The sequence below is a fragment of the Variovorax sp. W1I1 genome (assembly GCF_030815625.1).
In the GTDB taxonomy this organism is placed as follows: domain Bacteria; phylum Pseudomonadota; class Gammaproteobacteria; order Burkholderiales; family Burkholderiaceae_C; genus Variovorax; species Variovorax paradoxus_C.
The window spans coordinates 41,465-62,580 of sequence record NZ_JAUSWZ010000001.1; the positions used below are offsets into that span (position 1 = coordinate 41,465).

19 protein-coding genes are annotated in these 21,116 nt (G+C 66.4%); 11 read left to right on the forward strand and 8 right to left on the reverse strand.

Annotation, left to right across the window (positions count from 1 at the left end; genetic code table 11):
• Positions 1-119 precede the first annotated feature (119 nt).
• The 5 genes from glyQ to QFZ83_RS00215 are packed head-to-tail and all read left to right on the forward strand — an operon-like array spanning position 120 to position 5,523.
• Positions 120-1,028 (forward strand): glycine--tRNA ligase subunit alpha, encoded by a 909-nt coding sequence (gene glyQ, locus QFZ83_RS00195; protein WP_307501264.1) that lies wholly within the window; start codon positions 120-122, stop codon positions 1,026-1,028.
• Between the two features lie 18 nt (positions 1,029-1,046).
• Positions 1,047-3,182, forward strand: a complete 2,136-nt coding sequence (glyS, locus tag QFZ83_RS00200; protein WP_307512595.1) for a glycine--tRNA ligase subunit beta — start codon at positions 1,047-1,049, stop codon at positions 3,180-3,182.
• Positions 3,183-3,216: 34 nt separating this feature from the next.
• Entirely contained in the window at positions 3,217-3,795 is a 579-nt protein-coding gene (gene gmhB / locus QFZ83_RS00205; RefSeq protein WP_013543748.1) for a D-glycero-beta-D-manno-heptose 1,7-bisphosphate 7-phosphatase, read from the forward strand.
• Positions 3,795-4,529, forward strand: coding sequence for a 1-acyl-sn-glycerol-3-phosphate acyltransferase (locus QFZ83_RS00210; RefSeq protein ID WP_013543747.1), 735 nt, complete (start codon positions 3,795-3,797; stop codon positions 4,527-4,529). Before gmhB ends, QFZ83_RS00210 begins: the two co-directional genes overlap by 1 nt.
• A gap of 19 nt (positions 4,530-4,548) precedes the next feature.
• Positions 4,549-5,523 (forward strand): M48 family metallopeptidase, encoded by a 975-nt coding sequence (locus QFZ83_RS00215; RefSeq protein WP_013543746.1) that lies wholly within the window; start codon positions 4,549-4,551, stop codon positions 5,521-5,523.
• 22 nt (positions 5,524-5,545) lie between these two features.
• Here QFZ83_RS00215 and QFZ83_RS00220 read toward each other — a convergent pair whose 3' ends face one another.
• The 4 genes from QFZ83_RS00220 to QFZ83_RS00235 form a co-directional block, all read right to left on the reverse strand.
• A complete protein-coding gene (locus QFZ83_RS00220; protein WP_013543745.1) occupies positions 5,546-6,421 on the reverse strand; it encodes a carbohydrate ABC transporter permease in 876 nt (291 codons plus the stop codon).
• Between the two features lie 10 nt (positions 6,422-6,431).
• Entirely contained in the window at positions 6,432-7,340 is a 909-nt protein-coding gene (locus tag QFZ83_RS00225) for a carbohydrate ABC transporter permease (protein WP_042582882.1), read from the reverse strand.
• Between the two features lie 37 nt (positions 7,341-7,377).
• Positions 7,378-8,706: an ABC transporter substrate-binding protein gene (locus QFZ83_RS00230; protein WP_013543743.1), complete on the reverse strand. Its 1,329-nt coding sequence runs from the start codon at positions 8,704-8,706 to the stop codon at positions 7,378-7,380.
• 64 nt (positions 8,707-8,770) lie between these two features.
• Complete coding sequence (locus QFZ83_RS00235; RefSeq protein ID WP_307501274.1) at positions 8,771-9,844, reverse strand: ABC transporter ATP-binding protein; 1,074 nt, start codon at positions 9,842-9,844, stop codon at positions 8,771-8,773.
• Between the two features lie 175 nt (positions 9,845-10,019).
• Between QFZ83_RS00235 and QFZ83_RS00240 the strand changes: the two genes are divergently transcribed.
• Genes QFZ83_RS00240 through QFZ83_RS00250 form a run of 3 tightly spaced genes read left to right on the forward strand, consistent with a single transcriptional unit; the run spans position 10,020 to position 13,737 of the window.
• The gene (locus tag QFZ83_RS00240; RefSeq protein ID WP_306881407.1) at positions 10,020-10,871 is read left to right on the forward strand and encodes a FadR/GntR family transcriptional regulator; all 852 of its coding nucleotides are present in this window, start codon (positions 10,020-10,022) and stop codon (positions 10,869-10,871) included.
• Entirely contained in the window at positions 10,868-11,884 is a 1,017-nt protein-coding gene (denD, locus tag QFZ83_RS00245) for a D-erythronate dehydrogenase (protein WP_307501277.1), read from the forward strand. The genes QFZ83_RS00240 and denD overlap by 4 nt, the downstream gene beginning before the upstream one ends.
• Positions 11,884-13,737 carry an IlvD/Edd family dehydratase gene (locus QFZ83_RS00250; RefSeq protein ID WP_013543739.1) on the forward strand — a complete coding sequence of 618 codons (1,854 nt, stop codon included), beginning with the start codon at positions 11,884-11,886 and terminating at the stop codon, positions 13,735-13,737. The genes denD and QFZ83_RS00250 overlap by 1 nt, the downstream gene beginning before the upstream one ends.
• A gap of 24 nt (positions 13,738-13,761) precedes the next feature.
• On the opposite strand, the gene QFZ83_RS00255 is transcribed toward QFZ83_RS00250, so the two are convergent.
• The 4 genes from QFZ83_RS00255 to QFZ83_RS00270 form a co-directional block, all read right to left on the reverse strand.
• Complete coding sequence (locus QFZ83_RS00255; protein ID WP_257864927.1) at positions 13,762-14,532, reverse strand: SDR family oxidoreductase; 771 nt, start codon at positions 14,530-14,532, stop codon at positions 13,762-13,764.
• Positions 14,533-14,601: 69 nt separating this feature from the next.
• Positions 14,602-15,519, reverse strand: a complete 918-nt coding sequence (locus tag QFZ83_RS00260; RefSeq protein ID WP_307501282.1) for a pseudouridine synthase — start codon at positions 15,517-15,519, stop codon at positions 14,602-14,604.
• The gene (locus tag QFZ83_RS00265) at positions 15,516-16,823 is read right to left on the reverse strand and encodes a leucine-rich repeat-containing protein kinase family protein (protein ID WP_307501285.1); all 1,308 of its coding nucleotides are present in this window, start codon (positions 16,821-16,823) and stop codon (positions 15,516-15,518) included. Before QFZ83_RS00265 ends, QFZ83_RS00260 begins: the two co-directional genes overlap by 4 nt.
• A 25-nt stretch (positions 16,824-16,848) precedes the next feature.
• Positions 16,849-17,910: an MBL fold metallo-hydrolase gene (locus QFZ83_RS00270; protein WP_307501287.1), complete on the reverse strand. Its 1,062-nt coding sequence runs from the start codon at positions 17,908-17,910 to the stop codon at positions 16,849-16,851.
• A 134-nt stretch (positions 17,911-18,044) separates the two neighbouring features.
• Here QFZ83_RS00270 and QFZ83_RS00275 point away from each other — a divergent pair, with 134 nt between their 5' ends.
• Genes QFZ83_RS00275 through aceK form a run of 3 tightly spaced genes read left to right on the forward strand, consistent with a single transcriptional unit; the run spans position 18,045 to position 21,069 of the window.
• Positions 18,045-18,461: a MerR family DNA-binding transcriptional regulator gene (locus QFZ83_RS00275; protein ID WP_013543734.1), complete on the forward strand. Its 417-nt coding sequence runs from the start codon at positions 18,045-18,047 to the stop codon at positions 18,459-18,461.
• Between the two features lie 30 nt (positions 18,462-18,491).
• On the forward strand, positions 18,492-19,235 hold the full coding sequence (gene can / locus QFZ83_RS00280; RefSeq protein WP_307501290.1) for a carbonate dehydratase: 744 nt from the start codon (positions 18,492-18,494) through the stop codon (positions 19,233-19,235).
• Positions 19,236-19,248: 13 nt separating this feature from the next.
• Positions 19,249-21,069 (forward strand): bifunctional isocitrate dehydrogenase kinase/phosphatase, encoded by a 1,821-nt coding sequence (gene aceK, locus QFZ83_RS00285; RefSeq protein ID WP_307501292.1) that lies wholly within the window; start codon positions 19,249-19,251, stop codon positions 21,067-21,069.
• Positions 21,070-21,116: the final 47 nt, after the last annotated feature.

Genomic DNA, 21,116 nt, shown 5'->3' on the forward strand with positions numbered 1-21,116 from the left:
GGGAGCGGCCGGCATCCCGCCCGTCTGTGGGAGAGTTGCCCTCCGCCCGTAAAATCGTCCGCTTTCGCGGCGCATCGCCGCGCTACCGTCCAAATGTCCGGCTCGTGCCGGCCAGCTTCATGTTGAACTTCCAGCAAATCATTCTCAAACTGCAGTCGTACTGGGCCGACCAGGGCTGCGCGCTGCTGCAGCCGTACGACATGGAGGTCGGCGCGGGCACCTCGCACACCGCCACCTTCCTCCGGGCCCTCGGCCCCGAACCCTGGAAGGCGGCCTACGTGCAGCCCAGCCGCCGCCCCAAGGACGGCCGCTACGGCGAGAACCCCAACCGCCTGCAGCACTACTACCAGTACCAGGTCGTGCTGAAGCCGGCGCCCAGCAACATCCTGGAGCTGTACCTCGGTTCGCTGGAAGCCCTGGGCTTCGACCTGAAGAAGAACGACATCCGCTTCGTCGAGGACGACTGGGAGAACCCCACGCTCGGCGCCTGGGGCCTGGGCTGGGAGGTCTGGCTCAACGGCATGGAGGTGACGCAGTTCACCTACTTCCAGCAGGTCGGCGGCATCGACTGCAAGCCGATCACCGGCGAGATCACCTACGGCCTCGAGCGCCTGGCGATGTACCTGCAGGGCGTGGACAACGTCTACAACCTGACCTGGACCGAGGGCCTGAGCTACGGCGACGTCTACAAGCAGAACGAGGTCGAGCAGTCGACCTACAACTTCGAGCACAGCGACGCCGAGTTCCTCTTCACCGCCTTCAACGCGCACGAGAAGCAGGCCAAGCACCTCATGACCGAACAGCTCGCGCTGCCGGCCTACGAGCAGGTGCTCAAGGCTGCGCACAGCTTCAACCTGCTCGACGCGCGCGGTGCGATCAGCGTGACCGAGCGCGCGGCCTACATCGGCCGCATCCGCAACCTCGCGCGCAGCGTGGCGCAGAGCTACTACGACAGCCGCGAGCGCCTGGGCTTCCCGATGGCGCCGCGCGAATGGGTTGCGCAGATGCCCCCGAAGAAAGCCGCCTGAGCGATGACGACGACTCCCATGAACAACAAGAACTCCCTGCTGGTCGAACTGTTTGTCGAAGAGCTGCCGCCCAAGGCCCTCAAGAAGCTCGGCGACGCCTTCGCGGGCGTGCTGCGCGACCAACTCGTGGCGCAAGGCCTGGCCGAAGCCGGCTCGGTGCTCATCGCGTATGCCTCGCCGCGCCGCCTGGCCGCGCACCTCACGCACGTGGCCGAGCGCGCCGCCGACAAGGCCGTCTCGCAAAAGCTCATGCCCGTGGCCGTGGGGCTCGATGCCTCGGGTCAGCCGACGCCCGCGCTGCTCAAGCGCCTGGGCGCGCTCGGCGCCGACGCCTCGGTCGTGCCCGGCTTGAAGCGCGCGATGGACGGCAAGGCCGAAGCCCTCTTCTACGAAAGCACCGCCAAGGGCGCGACGCTGGCCGAGGGCCTGCAGAAGGCGCTGGCCGAAGCGATTGCCAAGCTGCCGATTCCCAAGGTGATGAGCTACCAGCTCGAAAGCGGCTGCGAACTCCCGGGCTGGAGCAGCGTCAGCTTCGTGCGCCCCGCGCACGGCCTCGTCGCGCTGCATGGCGATGCCGTGGTGCCCATCGAGGCGCTGGGCCTCAAAGCCGGCCGTGAGACGCACGGCCACCGCTTCGAGGCGGCGGTCGATCCGGTCGTGCTGCGCGATGCCAACAGCTACGCGTTGCAGCTGCAGGACGACGGCGCCGTCATCGCGAGCTTCGAGGCGCGCCGCGCCGAAATCGCGCGCCAGCTCGCTGCGGCCGCGGTCAAGGTCGGCGGCGGCTCGGTGCCGATCCACGACGACGCGCTGCTCGACGAAGTGACCGCGCTGGTCGAACGCCCCAACGTGCTGGTCTGCAGCTTCGAGCGCGAGTTCCTCGAAGTGCCGCAGGAATGCCTCATCCTCACGATGAAGGCCAACCAGAAGTACTTTCCGCTGCTCGACGCGTCGAGCAAGCTGACCAACAAGTTCCTGGTCGTCAGCAACATCAGCCCCGACGACGCGAGCGCGGTCATCGAAGGCAATGAGCGCGTCGTGCGCCCGCGCTTGGCCGACGCCAAGTTCTTCTTCGACCAGGACCGCAAGAAATCGCTGGCCTCGCGCGTCGAGTCGCTGGGCAAGGTGGTCTATCACAACAAGCTCGGCACGCAGGGCGAACGCGTGCAGCGCGTGATGCACATCGCACGCGGCATTGCAGAAAAGCTCGGCGATGCGAAGGTCGCCGCACAGGCCACGCAGGCCGCCCAACTGGCCAAGGCCGATCTGGTGACCGACATGGTCGGCGAGTTCCCCGAGCTGCAAGGCACGATGGGCCGCTACTACGCGCTGCACGACGGCCTCGACGCCGCGGTGGCCGATGCGATCGAAGACCACTACAAGCCGCGCTTCGCCGGCGACGAGCTGCCGCGCAACAGCGTGGGCCTCGTGGTCGCGCTGGCCGACAAGCTCGAAACGCTGGTCGGCATGTTCGGCATCGGCAACCTGCCCACCGGCGACCGCGACCCGTTCGCGCTGCGCCGCCATGCGCTGGGCGTGATCCGGATGCTGATCGAGAAAGACCTCGCGCTGGGGCTCGACGCCCTGCTGCAGGATGCCGCCGCGCAGTTCAAGGACATCGCCGGCTTCGACAGCAGCAAGGCCACGGTCGAGCTGCGCGATTTCATCCTCGACCGCCTCGCCGGCGGCCTGCGCGAGCAGGGCGCGAGCGCGCAGGAAGTCGACGCCGTGCTGGCCCCGCTGCCGCAGCGCCTGGGCGAAGTGCCCAAGCTGCTGGCCGCCGTGCGCGCTTTCGCCGCACTGCCCGCCGCCGCCGCGCTGGCCGCTGCCAACAAGCGCATCGGCAACATCCTGAAGAAGGCGCCCGAGGCCGACGCGCACGTCAGCGAACTGCTGCTGCAGGAGCCCGCCGAAAAGGCGCTGCACGCCGCGATGGCCGAGGTCGTGCCCGCCGCCAACGCGCAGTTCGAAGCCGGCGACTACACCGGTTCACTGCAGACGCTGGCCGCGCTGCGCGAGCCGGTCGATGCCTTCTTCGACGGCGTGATGGTGAATGCCGAGCAGGCCGACCTGCGCCTGAACCGGTTGGGCTTGCTGATGTCGCTGCACACCGCGATGAACCGCGTGGCACAGCTCGAGCGGCTGGCCGTCTGACCCCTTCGACGACTCCTCCACCGGTGGCCTCGCCATGAAACTCGTCATCCTCGACCGCAACGGCACGATCAACGTGCACCGCGAAGATTTCGTGAAGAGCGACATCGAGTGGACGCCGCTGCCCGGTGCGTTGGAAGCCGTGGCGCGGCTCAACCACGCGGGGTGGCATGTGGTGGTCGCGTCGAACCAGTCGGGCCTCGGTCGCGGCCTGTTCGACATGGCTTCGCTCAATGCCATGCACGCCAAGATGCACAAGATGCTCGCGGCGGTGGGCGGCAAGGTCGATGCGGTGTTCTATTGCCCGCACAGCCCCGACGAAGACTGCGATTGCCGCAAGCCGAAGTCGGGCCTGTTCCTGCAGATCGGCGACCGCTACGGCATCGACCTCAAGGGCGTGCCGACCGCGGGCGACAGCCTGCGCGACCTGCAGGCGGGCGCGGCGGCCGGCTGCGAGCCGCACCTTTTGCTCACGGGCATGGGCGCGGCCTGCATCGGTGTGGATCCGCTGCCTCCCGAATATCCGGCGAACACGATGGTTCACGAGAACCTCGCCGCCTTTGTCGATTTCCTGCTTGCGCGCGAAGCGCGGGCTGCACTCCAGGTAGCTGTCTGATGGCGTTTATCCGTTCCGTTCTCCACGCACTCTGGATGCTTGTCACCGTGGTGCCGTGGGGCATCATCATGTGCGTCAGTTCGATCTGGAAGCGCGGCATTCCGCTCTATTGGATGGCCGAGCAATGGCTCAGCTGGGCCATCGGCGGCGCGCGCGTGCTGCTGGGCATCAAGACGCGCGTGACCGGCATGGAGAACCTGCCGACCGACCAGCTCGCCGGCGCGATCCTGCTGGTCAAGCACCAGTCCACGCTCGAGACCTTCCTCATGCCCACGCTGATGCCGCATCCGCTGGCCTACGTGTTCAAGAAGGAACTGATCTACGTGCCCTTCTTCGGCTGGGCGATGGCGCGGCTGGACATGATCCACATCGACCGCAGCCAGCGCGCGCAGGCCTTCAACAAGGTGGTGAACCAGGGCCGCAAGCTCCTCGCGCAGGGCATCTGGATCATCATGTTCCCCGAAGGCACGCGCATTCCGCGCGGCCAGAAGGGCACCTACAAGAGCGGCGGCACGCGCCTGGCCTGCGAGACCGGCGTCCCGGTGATTCCGATTGCCGTCACCTCGGCCAAGGTCTGGCCGCGCAAGGCATTCATCAAGCGGCCGGGCGTGGTCGATGTGTCGATCGGACCGGCGATTTCCAGCGTGGGCCGCAAGCCCGACGAGCTGATGCGCGAAGTCGAAGCCTGGATCGAAGCGGAGATGCACCGGCTCGATCCCGAGGCGTACCGCTAGAAAGAACAGAGGACGCCGGATGCAGGGTCTGCTGCAGTTCACGATGGACCTGTTCGAGGGGCTGGGCAGCGAGTTCGCACAGCCCGAGCCGCCCGCGCCGCGCCCGAAGAAGGTCCGCAAGGCTGCACCGCCCGTCGCGACGCCGTTGCCCTTCGCGCCGCCAGCGCCCGAAGAGATCAGGAACACCGGCCCTGTGCTGCCCGCGATCCCATTGCGCGACACGCTGACGCTCGCGAGCTTCATTCATCCGCAGGCCACGCGCGAGCTCGTCTTGGGCTCGGCACGCGTGGCCTACGAATTCAAGCGCGGCAAACGCAAGACCATCGGTTTTCTCGTGGGCGCCGACGGGCTCTCGGTGCGTGCGCCGCGCTGGGTCGCGCTGCGCGATGTCGATGCCGCGGTGCGCGAGAAGGCCGACTGGATTCTGCGCAAGCTGCAGGAAACGCAGCAGCGCCACGCGCGCGTCGAAGCCACGCGCATCGAGTGGAAGGACGGCGCTGCGTTCCCGTTCATGGGCGAGCCGGTCGTGATCCGGCTCGATCCGAAGCATGGCTTTGCCAGCGTCGGCGGCACGCTCGACGAGGCCGAAGTTGCGGGCGGTCCGCGCATCCTGCGGCTGGCCGTCGCGCAGAACGCCGAGCCTTCTCAGATCCGCGATGCCGCGCAGGCCTGGCTCATGCGGCAGGCGCGCAAGCTCTTCATCGAGCGGCTCGACCACTTCGCGCCACTGCTGGGCGTGCGCTGGCAGAAGCTGTCGCTGTCGAATGCGGCCACGCGCTGGGGCAGCGCGAGTGCGGACGGATCGCTTCGCCTCAACTGGCGGCTCATTCACTTCCGCCTGCCCGTGATCGATTACGTGGTGGCGCACGAGCTGGCCCATCTGCGCGTGATGGACCATTCGCACCGCTTCTGGGAAACCGTCGAAAGCGTGGTGCCCGACTACGACGTGCTGCGCCAGCAACTCAAGGACGAAGCCGTTCCGCGCTGGAACTGACGCTGCGCGCCGTGCGCGCTGTTTATTCCTTGACCGACCCGGTCATCCCCGAGACGTAGTACTCGACGAAGAACGAGTAGATGAATGCCACCGGCAGCGAGCCGAGCAGCGCGCCGGCCATGAGCGGCCCCCACTGGTACACGTCGCCCTGCACCAGTTCGGTCACCACGCCGACCGGCAGCGTCTTCACCTCCGACGACGAGATGAAGGTGAGCGCATAGATGAACTCGTTCCACGACAGCGTGAACGCGAAGATGCCCGCCGAGATGAGCCCGGGCACCGCGAGTGGCAGCACGATCTTCACGAGGATCTGCCAGCGGCTCGCGCCGTCGATGAGCGCGCACTCTTCCAGCTCGGCCGGGATCGAACGGAAGTAGCCCATCAAGAGCCACGTGCAGAAGGGAATGAGGAAGGTCGGGTAGGTGAGGATCAACGCCCAGCGCGTGTCGAAGAGGCCGAGGTTGAACACCACGTTCGCGAGCGGAATGAACAGGATCGACGGCGGCACCATGTACGCGAGGAAGATCGAGAGGCCCACATGCTTCGATCCCTTGAAGCGCAGCCGCTCGATGGCATACGCTGCGAATACCGAGGCCGCGAGCGACACGAAGGTCGACACCACCGACACCAGCACCGTGTTCCACAGCCACTGCGGGTACGACGTTTCGAACAGCAGCTTGTAGAAATGCGAGAGCGTCGGGTTGATCACCCAGAACGGATTGCCCTCGCGCGAGAGCAGTTCGGCATCGGGCTTGACCGAGGTGATGGCCATCCAGTAGAACGGGAACAGCAGCACGATCAAGAAGACCACGAGCGGCAGGTACACGGTCACCGCCTTGCGCGGGATCGTGTCGAGGTAGCTCATGCCGACGGTGTCGACCTGGCCGGCATTGCTCATTGGAAGTCCTTCATTTGTCCGAACCGCCCTGCTGCCACGCGCGGCGCTGCAGGCCGAAGAAGCTGAACATCACGCACGCCAGCAGGAACGGCACCATCGCGATGGCAATGGCCGCGCCTTCGCCGAGCGCACCGCCGGAAATCGCGCGCTGGAACGACAGCGTCGCCATCAGGTGCGTGGCATTGAGCGGGCCGCCTCGGGTGATGACGTAGATCAGCTGGAAGTCGGTGAAGGTGAACAGCACCGAGAAGGTCATGACCACCGCGATGATCGGCGTGAGCAGGGGCATCGTCACGTGGCGGAACTGCTGCCACGGCGTCGCGCCGTCGATGGCGGAGGCTTCGTAATAAGAGGGCGAGATCGTCTGCAGGCCCGCGAGCAGCGTGATCGCCACGAAGGGCACGCCGCGCCACACGTTGGCGATGATCACCGCGATGCGCGCGTTCCACTCGGAACCGAGGAAGTCGATGTACTGGTCGATGAGCCCCATCTTCACCAGCGCCCAGCTGATGATGGAGAACTGGGAGTCGTAGATCCACCAGAACGCGATCGCCGAGAGGGCCGTCGGCACGATGTACGGCAGCAGGATCACCGCGCGGAAGAAGGTCTTGAAGCGGATGTTGCGGTTCAGCAAGATCGCGAGCCACAGGCCCAGGAAGAACTTGAACACGCTCGCCACCGTTGTGTAGAAGAGCGTGTTGAAGAGTGCGAGCCGCGTCACGGCATCGCCCCACAGGTACTCGTAGTTCTCCAGGCCGATCCACTGGCCCGCGCGGCCCACCTTGGCGTCGGTGAAGCCGAGGTAGGTGCCCAGCCCCAACGGGTAGGTCAGGAACAGCAACAGCAGCACCGCCGCGGGGAGCATGAACGCGATGCCAAGCGCGTTGCGGCTGTTCTGGAACCTGGCCAAAAGTGTCATGGGATGGACGGCTTGGAGGTGGATCGATCAGACCTTGTCAGACCTTGTAGTAGCGCTCGGCACGCTTCTGCGCGCGCTCGGCTGCTTCCTTCGGCGTCTTCGATCCGCTCGCGGCCTCGGCCACCATGTTCGGGATGATGAAGTCCGCCGCGGCGCCCGCCGACGCGTAGCCCAGCTTGCCGTCGTAGCCGCCCGGACGCAGGTTCTTCACCGAGTCGCGGTAGGGCATGTTCTTCGGGTCCGAGGTCCAGATCGCGCTGTTCTCGTAGAAGCGCAGGGGCTGCGCCACGTAGCCGCCGCCGCCTTGCAGCCATGGGTCGAATTGTTCCTTCTCCATCATGAAGCGCAGGAACTCCTTGGCCGCCTGCGGGAATTTCGTGTACTTCATGACCATCTGGTTGAAGAACAGGTGCGACTCCGTCGGCACGCCGACCGGGCCGATGGGGAACACCGCGTGGTTGATGTCCGCGGCCATTTCCTTGATCTTGGGGTCGGCCGAATTCTTGGCTGCGTAGTAGACCGAGATGCCGTTGTTGGTGACGCTGATCTGCCCGTCGAGAAAAGCCTTGTTGTTGTTCGGGTCGAGCCAAGAGAGCGTGCCGGGAATGAAGTTGGCGTAGAGCTCCTTGCCGTACTCCAGCGCCTTGAGCGTCTCGGGGCTGTCGATGACCACCTTGTTGTTCTTGTCGACCAACTTGCCGCCGTGCGACCAGATGAGCCAGTTGCACCAGGTGCTGTCGCCGGTCGCGTTGCCCAGCGCCATGCCGCCGGGCGTGCCCTTTTCCTTCAGCGCCTTGTAGAGCTTGAGGAAGTCGTCGGTGGTCTTGGGGAAGGTCGCGAAGCCCGCGGCCTTGACCATGCTCTCGCGGTACACGATGAGCGAGCCCGAGGCGCCCAGCGGCAGGCCCAGCCACTTCTTGCCGTCGGGGCGCATGAAGGCTTCGCCGGCCGGATACCAGCCGCCGTATTTCTTGCCGAGGTATTCGGCGAGGTCGGTCACGTCGAGCAGCTTGTCGGGGTAGAGGTTGGCGTCGTCGTTGGTCGACAGGATGATGTCGGGGCCCGCGCCGGTGTTGGCGGCCACAGCGGCCTTCGGGCGCACGTCTTCCCAGCCTTCGTTGTCCACGCGCACTTCGACGCCGGTGGCCTCGGTGAACTTCTTGACGTTGGCCATGTAGGCATCGATGTCGCCCTGCACGAAGCGGCTCCATCGCAGCACGCGCAGCTTGGCGCCCTTCTCGGGCTTGAACGTCAGGTTCTGCGCCTGCGCGAACGGTGCGAACAGGGCGCTGCCCGTGCCGACAGTGGCGGCAGCGGCAACGCCGGCCGAACCCTCGAGAAACCTGCGGCGATTGAAATCACTCATGAGCTGTCTCCTTCGTTGTAAACGGACCGGTGTGAACCAAAGACAAGGCGAACAAGGCGAGAAATCAGGCGACCAGGCGCAGGCCGCTTTCGGCATCGAACAGGTGGGCGCGCGCAAGGTCGGGCAAGAGATGGATCGTGCTGCCCGGCGCGAAGTCGTAGCGCTCGCGGAACACGGCCGAGAGCTCGGCGCCTTCATGCCGGCAGGCGACGAAGGTGTCCATGCCGGTCGGCTCCATCACCACCACGCGCGACGGAATGCCGCCGCTGTCGCCGAGCGTCAGGTGCTCGGGGCGCGTGCCGTACACGACCGGCTGGCCATCGGTGCCGCCTGCGTGAAGGGGCGCATCGAGCCGCGTGCCGTCGGGCAGTTCGACATGCGCGGCACCGCCCGCGCGCCGCAGCGTGCCGGGCAGGAAGTTCATGGCCGGCGAGCCGATGAAGCCCGCGACGAACTGGTTCGCCGGATGGTCGTACAGGTCCAGCGGGCTGCCGGTCTGCTCGATGCGGCCGTCGCGCATCACCACGATCTTGTCGCCCATGGTCATGGCCTCGATCTGGTCGTGCGTGACGTAGATCGACGTGGTCTTCAGGCGCTGGTGCAGTTCCTTGATCTCGCTGCGCATCGCCACGCGCAGCTTGGCGTCGAGGTTCGACAGCGGTTCGTCGAAGAGAAAAACCTGCGGATCGCGCACGATCGCGCGCCCCATCGCCACGCGCTGGCGCTGCCCGCCCGAGAGCTGGCGTGGATAGCGTTCGAGCAGCGGCGCGAGCGCAAGGATCTCGGCCGCGCGCTGCACCTTGCTGTCGATGGTGGCCTTGTCCATCTTGGCGAGCGAGAGGGCGAAGGCCATGTTGTCGCGCACTGTCATGTGCGGATAGAGCGCGTAGTTCTGGAACACCATCGCGATGTCGCGTTCCTTGGGCGGCAGGTCGTTCACGCGGCGATCGCCGATGCGGATCTCGCCGCCGTGAATCTCCTCCAGCCCCGCGATCATGCGCAGCAAGGTCGACTTGCCGCAGCCCGAGGGGCCCACCAGCACCGTGAACGAACCGTCGGCAATGTCGATGTCCACCCCGTGAAGGATGGCGACTTCGCCGAATCGCTTCTTGACCGCCTGAATCGTGACACTGGCCATGCAAGGAGTCCTGACAAATCGCGGGAAGGGAGCCGAGCGACACGGAGACCTCCGCATCGCAGCCCGCGCAGTATCGGCACTCGTTTTTGAAACCGGTATCAGGGCAAACCGGTACGAGAAAATCCCGGTTGACTTGTATGATGACCCGATAACAGCGCTCCACTTTTCCGCAGTCGTGCAGGCCTCCGCCCTCTCAGAACCCTTTCCCCTGGTCACGGATCGCCTGTCCGACCGCCTCGCATCCCGGCTGGCGGCGCAGATCGAATCGGGCGCGCTGCGGCCCGGCGATCGTCTTCCCACCGAACAACAGCTCGCGGCCTCGCACGGCGTTTCGCGCACCGTGGTGCGCGAGGCGGTGCACCAGCTCAAGTCGCAGGCGCTGGTCACTTCGCGGCAGGGCCTCGGATGCTTCGTGGCGCAGGCGCCGCTCAACCGTCCCCTCGCTTTCGATCCGGCCGTGCTCGAGTCGGTGCAATCCGTCGTCGATGTGGTCGAGGTGCGCCGCGTGCTCGAAGGAGAGATCGCCGCGCTCGCCGCCAAGCGCGCGACGCGCAGCCAGATCGCGGCGCTGCGGCGCGCGCTGAAGGCCATCGACACCGCCGCCGCGGCAGGGCAGGACGGCGTCGCTGAAGACCTCGCCTTCCACCGCGTGATCGGCGAAGCCACCGGCAATCCGCAATTCCGTTTGCTGCTCGGCTTTCTCGAGCAGTACCTGCGCGAAGGCATGCGCATCACGCGCGGCAACGAGGCGCGGCGGCTCGACTTCATGGAGGCGGTGCAGAACGAGCACCGCGCCATCGTCGAAGCCATCGCGGCGCGCGACCCCGTGGCCGCGCGCCATCACGCCACGCAGCATCTGATCCGCGGCGAGCAGCGGCTCGTCGAAGGCGGAGTCATTACCGGCCAGCGCCGTCGCGCGGCGGCGCGCGCATTGCGTACCGCCGCACCGGTTGCCACACCAAAACGCGCGACCGGCACAACCAACACCACCAGCACCACCAAGAGGACCAAAAGGGACACCCCATGAAACTGTTGATCACCGGAGGCGGCGGCTTCGTCGGCTCCCGACTTGCGCGTGCGCTGTTCGCGCGCGGCACGCTGGCTGGCCAGCGCATCGAGCGGCTGGTGCTGACCGACATCGCGCCGCCGCCCGCCGACCTGCTGGCCGATGCGCGCGTCGAGGCCCGCACCGGCCCGCTGCTCGCGCAGACAGACGCGCTGAAGACCGAAGCCTTCGACGGCGTGTTCCATCTCGCCTCGGCCGTGTCCGGCGAATGCGAGGCCGACTTCGAACTGGGCCTGCGCTCCAACCTCGACAGCACGCGCGCACTGCTCGATGCGCTGCGCGCGAATGTCGGCGCGGGTGGCAAGGTGGCGCGGCTGGTGTTCTCCAGCTCGGTCGCGGTGTTCGGGCCCGACCCCTCGGTGCCGCTGCCCAAGCTGGTGGCCGACGACACATTGCCGCTGCCGCAGACCTCCTACGGTACGCAGAAGCTGGTCTGCGAGCACCTCATTTCCGACTACACGCGCAAGGGCTACATCGACGGCCGCGCAGCGCGGCTGATGACCGTCACCGTGCGGCCGGGCCGCCCGAACGGCGCCGCCTCGTCGTTCTTCAGCGGCATCATCCGCGAGCCGCTGGCGGGCGTGGAATCGGTCTGCCCGGTGTCGTCCGACGTGTCGCATCCGATGACCTCGCCGGCGCACACGGTCGATGGCCTCATCGCCGTCTACGAAGCCAGCCGCGAAGCCTTCGGCGGGCGCGCCGCACTCAACCTGCCGGCGCTCAACGTGCGCGTGAGCGACATGCTCGATGCACTCGAAGAAGTGGCCGGCCCCAAGGTGCGCGCGCTGGTGCGCTTCGAGCGCGACGAGCGCATCGCCGGCATCGTGGCCAACTGGCCCGCCGGCGCCACGGCCGAACGCGCGGCGCGGCTCGGCCTGCATCCGCACGAGAATTTCGCAGACATCATTCGCCAATACATCGCCGATTGCGCCGCGCTTCCGAATGCGGCAGAAACACTGAAGGGAATGTCCTGATGAGCAAGAAGAAAAGCCCCGCGCCCACGTCCACGTCCAAGCCGAAGAGCAGCGCCTCGAAGAAATCTTCGGGTGCGCTCAAGCTGCGCTCGCAGGAATGGTTCGACAACCCGGCCAACACCGACATGACGGCGCTCTACATCGAGCGCACCATGAACTTCGGGCTCGGCCTCGACGAACTGCAATCGGGCCGCCCGATCATCGGCATCGCGCAGACGGGCTCCGACATCGCACCCTGCAACCGGCATCACCTCGTGCTGGCCGAGCGCGTGCGCGAGGGCATCCGCGATGCGGGCGGCATCGCGTTCGAGTTTCCGATCCATCCGATCCAGGAGACCTGCAAGCGCCCGACCGCCTCGCTCGACCGCAACCTGCAGTACCTCTCGCTGGTCGAAATTCTGTACGGGTACCCGCTCGACGGCGTGGTGCTGACCACCGGCTGCGACAAGACCACGCCGGCGCAATTGATGGCCGCGGCTACGGTAGACATCCCGGCCATTGCGCTGAACTCCGGGCCGATGCTCAACGGCTGGTACAAGGGCGAGCGCACGGGCTCGGGCACCATCGTCTGGAAGGCGCGCGAGCTGCTGGCCGCGGGCGAGATCGACGAGACCGGTTTCCTGAAGCTGGTGGCGTCGTCGGCGCCATCGACCGGCCACTGCAACACCATGGGCACGGCCTCCACGATGAACTCGCTGGCCGAGGCGCTCGGCATGACGCTGCCCGGCAGCGCAGCCATTCCCGCGCCGTACCGCGACCGCCAGGAAATGGCCTACATGACCGGCAAGCGCATCGTCGAGATGGTGCGCGAGAACCTCAAGCCCTCGGACATCCTGACACGCGCCGCGTTCGAGAACGCGATCGTCGTGAACTCGGCCATCGGGGGCTCGACCAATGCGCCGATTCACCTGAACGCCATCGCGCGCCACATCGGCGTGCCGCTGACCACCGGCGACTGGGAAAAGCACGGCTACAAGATTCCGCTGCTGGTCAACCTGCAACCCGCGGGCGAGTACCTCGGCGAGGACTACTACCGCGCGGGCGGCGTGCCAGCGGTGGTGGCCGAGCTGATCGCCAAGGGCAAGATCCAGCCCGCGCTCACCGTCAACGGCAAGACGATCATCGAGAACTGCGAAGGCCGCTTCACCGAAGACCGGAAGGTGATCTTCCCGTACGCCAAGCCGATGATGAAGAACGCCGGTTTCCTCGATTTCAGCGGCAACCTCTTCGACTCCGCGATCATGAAGACCAGCGTGATCACGCCCGAGTTCCACAACCGCTACCTGGAGGACCCGGCCGACCCGATGGCCTTCGAAGGCACGGCCGTGGTGTTCGACGGACCCGAGGACTACCACCGCCGCATCGACGATCCGAAGATGAAGATCGATGCGCACAGCATCCTGTTCATGCGCGGCGTCGGGCCGGTCGGCTACCCCGGCGCGGCCGAGGTCGTGAACATGCGCGCACCGGCCTACCTGCTGAAGAAGGGCGTCACCGCGCTGCCTTGCATCGGCGATGGACGGCAGTCGGGAACGTCGGGCTCGCCATCGATCCTGAACGCGTCGCCCGAGGCTGCGACCGGTGGGGGACTGGCATTGCTGAAGACAGGCGACCGTGTGCGCATCGACCTGAAGAAGCGCACCGCCAACATGCTGGTGTCCGACGAAGAGTTGGCCCTGCGCCGCCAGAAGCTCGAGGCCGCCGGCGGCTACCAGTACCCGCCGAGCCAGACGCCGTGGCAGGAGATTCAGCGCGCGGTGGTGGATGAGCTTTCCGAAGGCATGGTGCTCAAGCCCGCGGTGAAATATCAAAAGATCCACGCCACCTTCGGCGTGCCGCGCGACAACCACTGACCGGCGCCCGCGCGGCGCACGCGCTCAGCGCGCGTGTGTCACGCCGCCGTCGACGACGAGCGTGGAGCCCATCACGTAGTCGCCCGCGCGCGAAGCAAGGTAGATCGCGGCGCCGGCCATGTCTTCCGGCGTGCCGATGCGGCCCGCCGGAATGCGGCCCTTGACCTCGTCGCCGTGGTCGCGCGCATCCTTGTTCATGTCCGATGCGAACGCGCCCGGCGCGATCGCGCTCACCACGATGCGGTCTTGCGCGAGGCGCAGCGCCATCCGGCGTGTGAGCTGGATCAGGCCGGCCTTGCTGGCCGCGTACGAATAGGTTTCCTGCGGGTTCACCGAGATGCCGTCGATCGAGGCGATGTTGATCACCTTCGACAGGTGATCGGTCGCGGCCTTCTTGAGCATCGGCGTGAGCGCCTGGGTCAGGAAGAAGGGCGTCTTCAGGTTCAGGTCGACCACCTTGTCCCAGCCGCTCTCGGGGAACTCCGCGTACGGCGCGCCCCAGGCGGCACCGGCGTTGTTGACGAGGATGTCGAGCGAGCCTTCATGCTTCGCATACGCGTCGACCAGCGCCTGTGCACCTTCGACCGTGGACACGTCCGCCGGCAGCGAGACGCAGTGGCCGAAGGCCGAGAGCTCCTTGGCGGTCTGGTCGCAGGCCGCGGCCTTGCGTGCCGAGATGTACACGCGCGCGCCTTGGGCGAGGAAGCCCTCGGCGATCATGCGGCCGATGCCTCGCGAGCCGCCGGTGATCAAGGCGGTGCGGCCCTTCAGCGAGAAGAGTTGGGTGGTGTCCATGGTGCGGGTGTCTCCTGAATTGAAAGAACTTCAGGAAACGAGCTTAGTGCCGGGAACGCCCGCGCCGCGTCACCTTGGTGCCAGCGACAGGCTCCGGGGGCTGGTGAAGCTGCGCTGGTCGCCCGTGACCGGGTCCTGGAAGGTGACCGACTTGGCCAGGAGCTGCAGCGGCTTGTCGAAGTCATCGGTGTTCTCGGGCAACAGCACGGGGTAGATCGGGTCGTTCTCGATCGGCATGCCGAGCGCGAGGCAATGCACCCGCAGCTGGTGCTTGCGGCCGGTGACGGGCGAGAGCCGCAGCAGCGCGCGGCCGCCTCGTACTTCTTGCACCTCGATGCGCGTCTCGGAGTTGGGCTCGCCCGGCTCTTCGCGCATGCGCATGAAATGCTCGTCGTCCACGAGGCGGCTGCGGTAGATGTCGGGCACCGTCGAGACGCCTTCCTGCCACGGCACCACCGCCTCGTAATGCTTGGCGATGCGGCGCTCCGGAAACATCTGCTGGTAGGCGCCGCGCGTCTCGCGGCGCACCGAGAACAGCACGAGGCCGGAGGTGCTGCGGTCGATGCGGTGCAGCGGCACGAGGTCGTCGATGTTCAGCTTGCGCTTGAGCCGCACCAGCAGGCTTTCCTGCAGGTACTTGCCGGTCGGTGTGACGGGGAGGAACGGGGGCTTGTCGGCCACGACGAGCTCGTCGTCCTGGAACAGCACCTGCTCCTCGAAGGGGATGTGAACCTCGCCGTCGAGTGTGCGGTAGTAATAAACACGCAGCGGCGACTCGTAGCGGCGCTCGATGGTGACGGGGATGCGGTGCTCGTCGATCACGTCGCCGGCCACGATGCGTTCCAGCCATGCGTCGCGCGTGATCGCGGGGAAGCGCTCGATGAGGAACTCGGCGATGGTGGGCCAGGATCCGTACGGCAGGCCGACGCAACTTGGGCCGACGCCGTCGCGCGTGGGCAGCGGCGGCGTCTGGCGGGGGCGGCTCACGATGCGGCTTCCTGTTGCAGCACGCGCAGCGCCTCGTCGAACGACGGGCGCGCGGCGACGTTGGGATGCATGCAGCGATCCTTCAATGCGGACATGGCGGCGGGCGGCGCATCGGTGCAGCGTTCGAGCAGTTCTTCGAGCAGGCAGCCGAAGGCGCGCATCTCCAGGCGCTGCAGGGCCGCGGTTTGGCTGGCATCGAGCGAGCCCGTCATCCAGCCCGCGCCGAAGTCGCCGAGCCGGCCGCCGCCTTGCGCATTCCACAGGATGTTGTGCGCGTAGAGGTCGCCATGGAGGATGCCGCGTGCGTGCAGGTGCTGCATGGCGGAGGCGATGTCGCTTGCGACACGCAGCGCGATATCGGCGGTCCATTTCGCGTCGTCCGCATAGATGTCGCGTGTGCACGATGCGAGACTCGGTGGTCCCGCCAGCGTGCGGAAGGAGGGGGGCACGAGTGGCATCACGAGGCCGTCCGTGCCATCGGGGTGGCCGTTGATCCGGCTCTGCGCGGCGATCAGCGTCGGGTGCGCGCCGGCCGCGATGCAGGCGGCCATTTCGCTGTGCGGCCAGCCATCGCTGGTGACAGCGCCCTTGAAGAGCTTGACGGCTACGTCCTGCTGCGAAGGCCTCAGCGTCGCCTGATGGATCACGCCCGATGCGCCTTCGCCGAGCTTCCTGCCGAGCGTGAGATCGCGCCAATCGACATGCGGCACCGACTGCGCGGTCATCGCGGCGTCCTCGGCTTGCGTATCGAACGGATTGCCGGCTGCGGCGAGCCACGAAAGACGCGGCAAGGAGAGCAGCCATTCAGGCAGGGCCTCGAAGCGGTTCGCGGAGACGCGCAGCAGTTCGAGCCGCTGCAGCGCAGCCATCGAATCCGGCAGCCGGCTCAACCGGTTGCCCGCCAGCATCAGCTTCTGCATTCGCGTGCAATGGCCGAGCGTGTCGGGCATTTCCTCGATCTGGTTGTCCGTGAGGATCAGCCAGCGCAGCGAAGGCGGCAGCGCAGCGGCGGGCACTTTCGCGATGCGGTTGGCCTTGAAGCCGACGATGTCGATGCCACGGCACTGGCCGATGGATTCGGGCAGCGTCGTGAAGCGGTTGTCGGAGCAGAACAGCACCCGCAGCTTGTGCAGGCGGCCCAGGTCGTCGGGCAGCGCATCGAGCGCATTCCCGGAGAGATTCAGTGTTTCGAGCGAATCGGCAAGGTCGAAGATCTCGCGCGGGAACTCGGTGAGTCCGCACGAGAGATCGAGCCTGGTGGCGCCTGCCAGCCGACCCGCGCGCAGCTCGGCCAGTGTGTCCATCCGCCGAGTCTAAATCCCTAGATCCCTAGCCCCGGGGACCGAAGCGGTAGACGCCGTCCTTGCCCAGTTCGCGCTTCACCTGGCCCGAGAACCACAGGAGGTGCAGGTGCGCCACCGTCTCGCCCATCGCGAAGGTGATCTGGTGCAGGTCGAGTTCGCGCTTGAAGAGGATCGGCAGGCCCTCGGCCGCCGTCAGTGCGCGCGCAGTGCAGGCTTCGAGCAGCTCGGCCAGCCGGTCGCGGTGATGCTCCTGCAACTGATCGACGCGGCGATGAATGCCGGTGAACGGCTTGCCATGCGATGGGAGGCCCACCGTGTCGGCGGGCAGCGCCTTGAACTTGTCGATGCTGTCCAGGAAGAGCCGCAGCGAATTCGCCTCGGGCTCGCCCGCGTGCACGCTCACGTTGGTCGAGATGCGCGGCAGCATCATGTCGCCGCCCAGGAGCAGCTTCTGCTCGTCGCAGTACAGCGCGATGTGTTCGGGCGCGTGGCCGTAACCGCTGATGCAGCGCCACGCGTGGCCGCCGATGGTCACGATGTCGCCGTCCATCATGCGCACGTACCGGTCGGGCACCGAAGGCACCATGTTCGCGTAGTAGTTGGTGCGCGCGCGGATCTTGGCGATGCCCACCGGGTCGGTCATGCCGTGCGAGGCGAAGAAGTCCGCCGCCGCATCGCCGCCCGCGAGCGTGTCGCCGGCGGTGCTGAGCACGCGAGCCACGTGGTAGTCGGTGGCGCTGATCCAGAGCGGCGCGTTCCATCGCTTGCAGAGCCAATCTGCCAGGCCGATGTGGTCGGGGTGCATGTGGGTGACGATCACGCGCAGGATCGGCAGGCCTTCGAGCTGCGTCTCGAAGATCTGCTCCCATTGTTTGCGCGCCTCGTCGTGCGAGATGCAGCAGTCGACCACCGTCCAGCCTTCGACGCCGTCGATCGTGTCGCGCAGCAGCCAGAGGTTGATGTGGTCCAGCGCAAAGGGCAGCCGCATGCGGATCCAGCGCACGCCCGGCGCGACTTCCAGGGCTTCGCCGGGCCCGGGCAGGGTGTCGCCCAGGGTGTAGTGGAGTTCGCGTTCGAGGAGGTTCATGTAAGATTGACGTTTACGTAAACGTCATGTGTAGGTGGCACCATTGTAGGGAGCGCGGCGAAAACCTGCTGTCGCCCCCATAACACCCCTGGCTCACCCCTCCTGGCGCTTTCCGGAACGTCCTTTCATCCCGCATGTCCACGCCAACCTTCACCATCAGCGAGCTCGCCAAGGAGTTCGACCTCACGACGCGGGCGATCCGCTTCTACGAGGACATGGGCCTGCTCACGCCCGAGCGGGCCGGCCTGCAGCGCGTGTATAGCGCGCGCGACCGGGCGCGGCTCACGCTCACGCTGCGTGCCAAGCGCCTGGGCCTGAGCCTCACCGAGGCCAAGGACATCCTGGACATGTACGACAGCCCGCGGGACACCGTGCCGCAGCTGCAGAAGTTTCTCGGCGTGCTGGGCGCGCACCGTGCCCAGCTCGAGGCGCAGTTGGCCGAACTGCAGGCCAACATCGCGGAAGTGCGCGCACATGAGAAAAAGGGCCGAGCCACGCTGGCAAAGGCCGAGAAGGCCAAGAAGGCGGCCAAGTCCACCCGGGCGACCTGACCGGCCACGACTCATCGACAATCACGATCTATGTCCGACAACAACCTCGAAGACCTGTTCGCCCACAACCGTGCCTGGTCCGCACAAATGGAACGCGACCGTCCCGGCTTCTTCACCAGCCTGGTGAAGCAGCAGACGCCGCGCTACATGTGGATCGGCTGCTCCGACAGCCGCGTGCCTGCCAACCAGATCACCGGCCTGGAACCGGGTGAAGTGTTCGTGCACCGCAACGTCGCCAACATCGTGGTGCACTCCGACCTCAATGCGCTCTCGGCGATCCAGTTCGCGGTCGAGCACCTGAAGGTCGAGCACATCATGGTGGTGGGCCACTACGGCTGCGCGGGCGTGAAGGCCGCACTCAGCGGCAAGCGCATCGGCCTTGCCGACAACTGGATCCGCCACATCCAGGACGTGCGCGACCGCCACAGTGTGATGATCGAAAGCCTGCCCGAAGAAGTGCGCGTCGATGCCCTGTGCGAACTCAACGTGGCCGAGCAGGTGGTCAACGTGGCGGTGAGCACCGTCATGGTCGATGCCTGGGCGCGCGGCCAGAAAGTGCAAATTCACGGCTGGACCTTCGGCGTGCACGACGGCCTGCTGCAGGACCTGGGCCTGAGCGTCGACGGCGCCAAGCCGCTCGATTCGGCCTACAAGGCCGCGGTGCAGCGCATCCGCTACAAGTGGAGCAAGCCGGCGGCGGGTGCGGCGCTTGCATCGCCCTCGGCGCAGGCGGGCGCCGACGGCACCGAACGCAGCGAAGACGCGGCGCAGTAATCCGGCCGGGCCCATGTTCCCGCAGCGCCTCGATTCACCGCTGGCCTACGACATCGCCAAGGCGATGATCGATGGGTTCAACCGGCACTACCGGTTGTTCCGCGCCGAATCGGCGCGGGCCAAGCACCGTTTCGAAACCGCCGACTGGCATGGCCAGCAGCGGGCGCAGCGCGAGCGCATCGAGTTCTACGACTTGCGCGTGAACGAGGCCGTGGCCCGGCTCGAGAAAGAGTTCAAGGCGGGCGACCAGCCGATGGAGGTGTGGCACCAGGTCAAGCTGCACTTCATCGGCCTTCTGGTGGACCACCACCAACCCGAGCTGGCCGAGAGCTTCTTCAACTCGGTGACCACCAAGATCCTGCATCGCGCGTATTTCCAGAACGACTTCATCTTCGTGCGCCCGGCGATCAGCACCGAGTACATCGAGCCGCGCGGCGCGCCGACCTACCGCCCGTACTACCCCGCGCACGACACGCTGGCCGACACGCTCGAGCAGATGCTCGACGACTTCGCGCTGCAAGGGAGCTACGCCGACAAGCGGCGCGATGCCGAGCGCGTGGCGCACGTCATCCTGAACCGCTTCCATCAGGTCAAGCTGCGCGCCAACTTCCAGCTGCAGGTGCTCTCGGGCCTCTTCTTCCGGAACAAGGGCGCGTACGTGGTCGGGAAGATCATGAACGGCTTCACCGAGATTCCGTTCTCGCTGCCGATCCTGCACGACAGCAACGGCAAGTTCTACATCGATGCGGCGCTCTTCGGCGAAGACGACCTGCAGATGCTCTTCAGCTTTGCGCGCGCCTACTTCATGGTCGACATGGAAGTGCCCTCGGCCTGGGTGCAGTTCCTGCGCTCACTCATGCCGCGCAAGCCGCGCGCCGAGATCTACAACGCGCTCGGCCTCGCCAAGCAGGGCAAGACGCTTTTCTACCGCGACTTTCTCTCGCACCTGAACTACTCGAGCGACCGCTTTCGCATTGCGCCCGGCATCAAGGGCATGGTCATGCTGGTGTTCGATCTGCCGTCGTTTCCGTTCGTGTTCAAGGTCATCAAGGACTTCTATCCGCCGCAGAAGGACACCACGCGCGAGCAGATCAAGGGCAAGTACATGCTCGTGAAGCAGCACGACCGCGTGGGCCGCATGGCCGACACGCTGGAGTACAGCGACGTGGGTTTCCCGCTCGACCGCTTCGAGCCCGAGCTGATCGAGGAGATCCAGAAGTTCGCGCCCAGCCAGCTGGAGATCGGCGACCGCGACGGCAACGGGGAGATGGAGGTCGTGGTCAAGCACGTCTACATCGAGCGCCGCATGATCCCGCTGAACATCTACCTGCAGGAGGCCTTCGACGCGCTGGCCGACCCCGAGAGCCCGGCGCATGCCAAGCGCGCGAAGGACCAGCTGGAGCATGCGGTGATCGAGTACGGCAACGCCATCAAGGACATGGTTGCGGCCAACATCTTTCCCGGCGACATGCTGTGGAAGAACTTCGGCGTCACGCGCGGCGGCAAGGTGGTGTTCTACGACTACGACGAGATCGAATACATCACCGACTGCAAGTTTCGCAAGGTGCCCGCGCCGCGCAACGAGGAAGACGAGATGAGCGGCGAGGTCTGGTACTCGGTGGGCCCGAAGGACGTGTTCCCCGAGACCTTCGAGCCCTTCCTGCTCGGCAACAGCGACGTGCGCGCCGCCTTCATGGCGCACCACGCCGACCTGCTCGACGCCGCCTTCTGGCAGCACCACAAGGAACGCATCCAGGCCGGCCAGATGCTCGATGTGTTCCCGTACGAAGAATCGCAACGCTTCCAGCACGAGGGGCACGCGACCCATTTCTGACCGGCTGCGGCCACGGCCACAGCCGACCGTTTCACTTTCGCATTCAC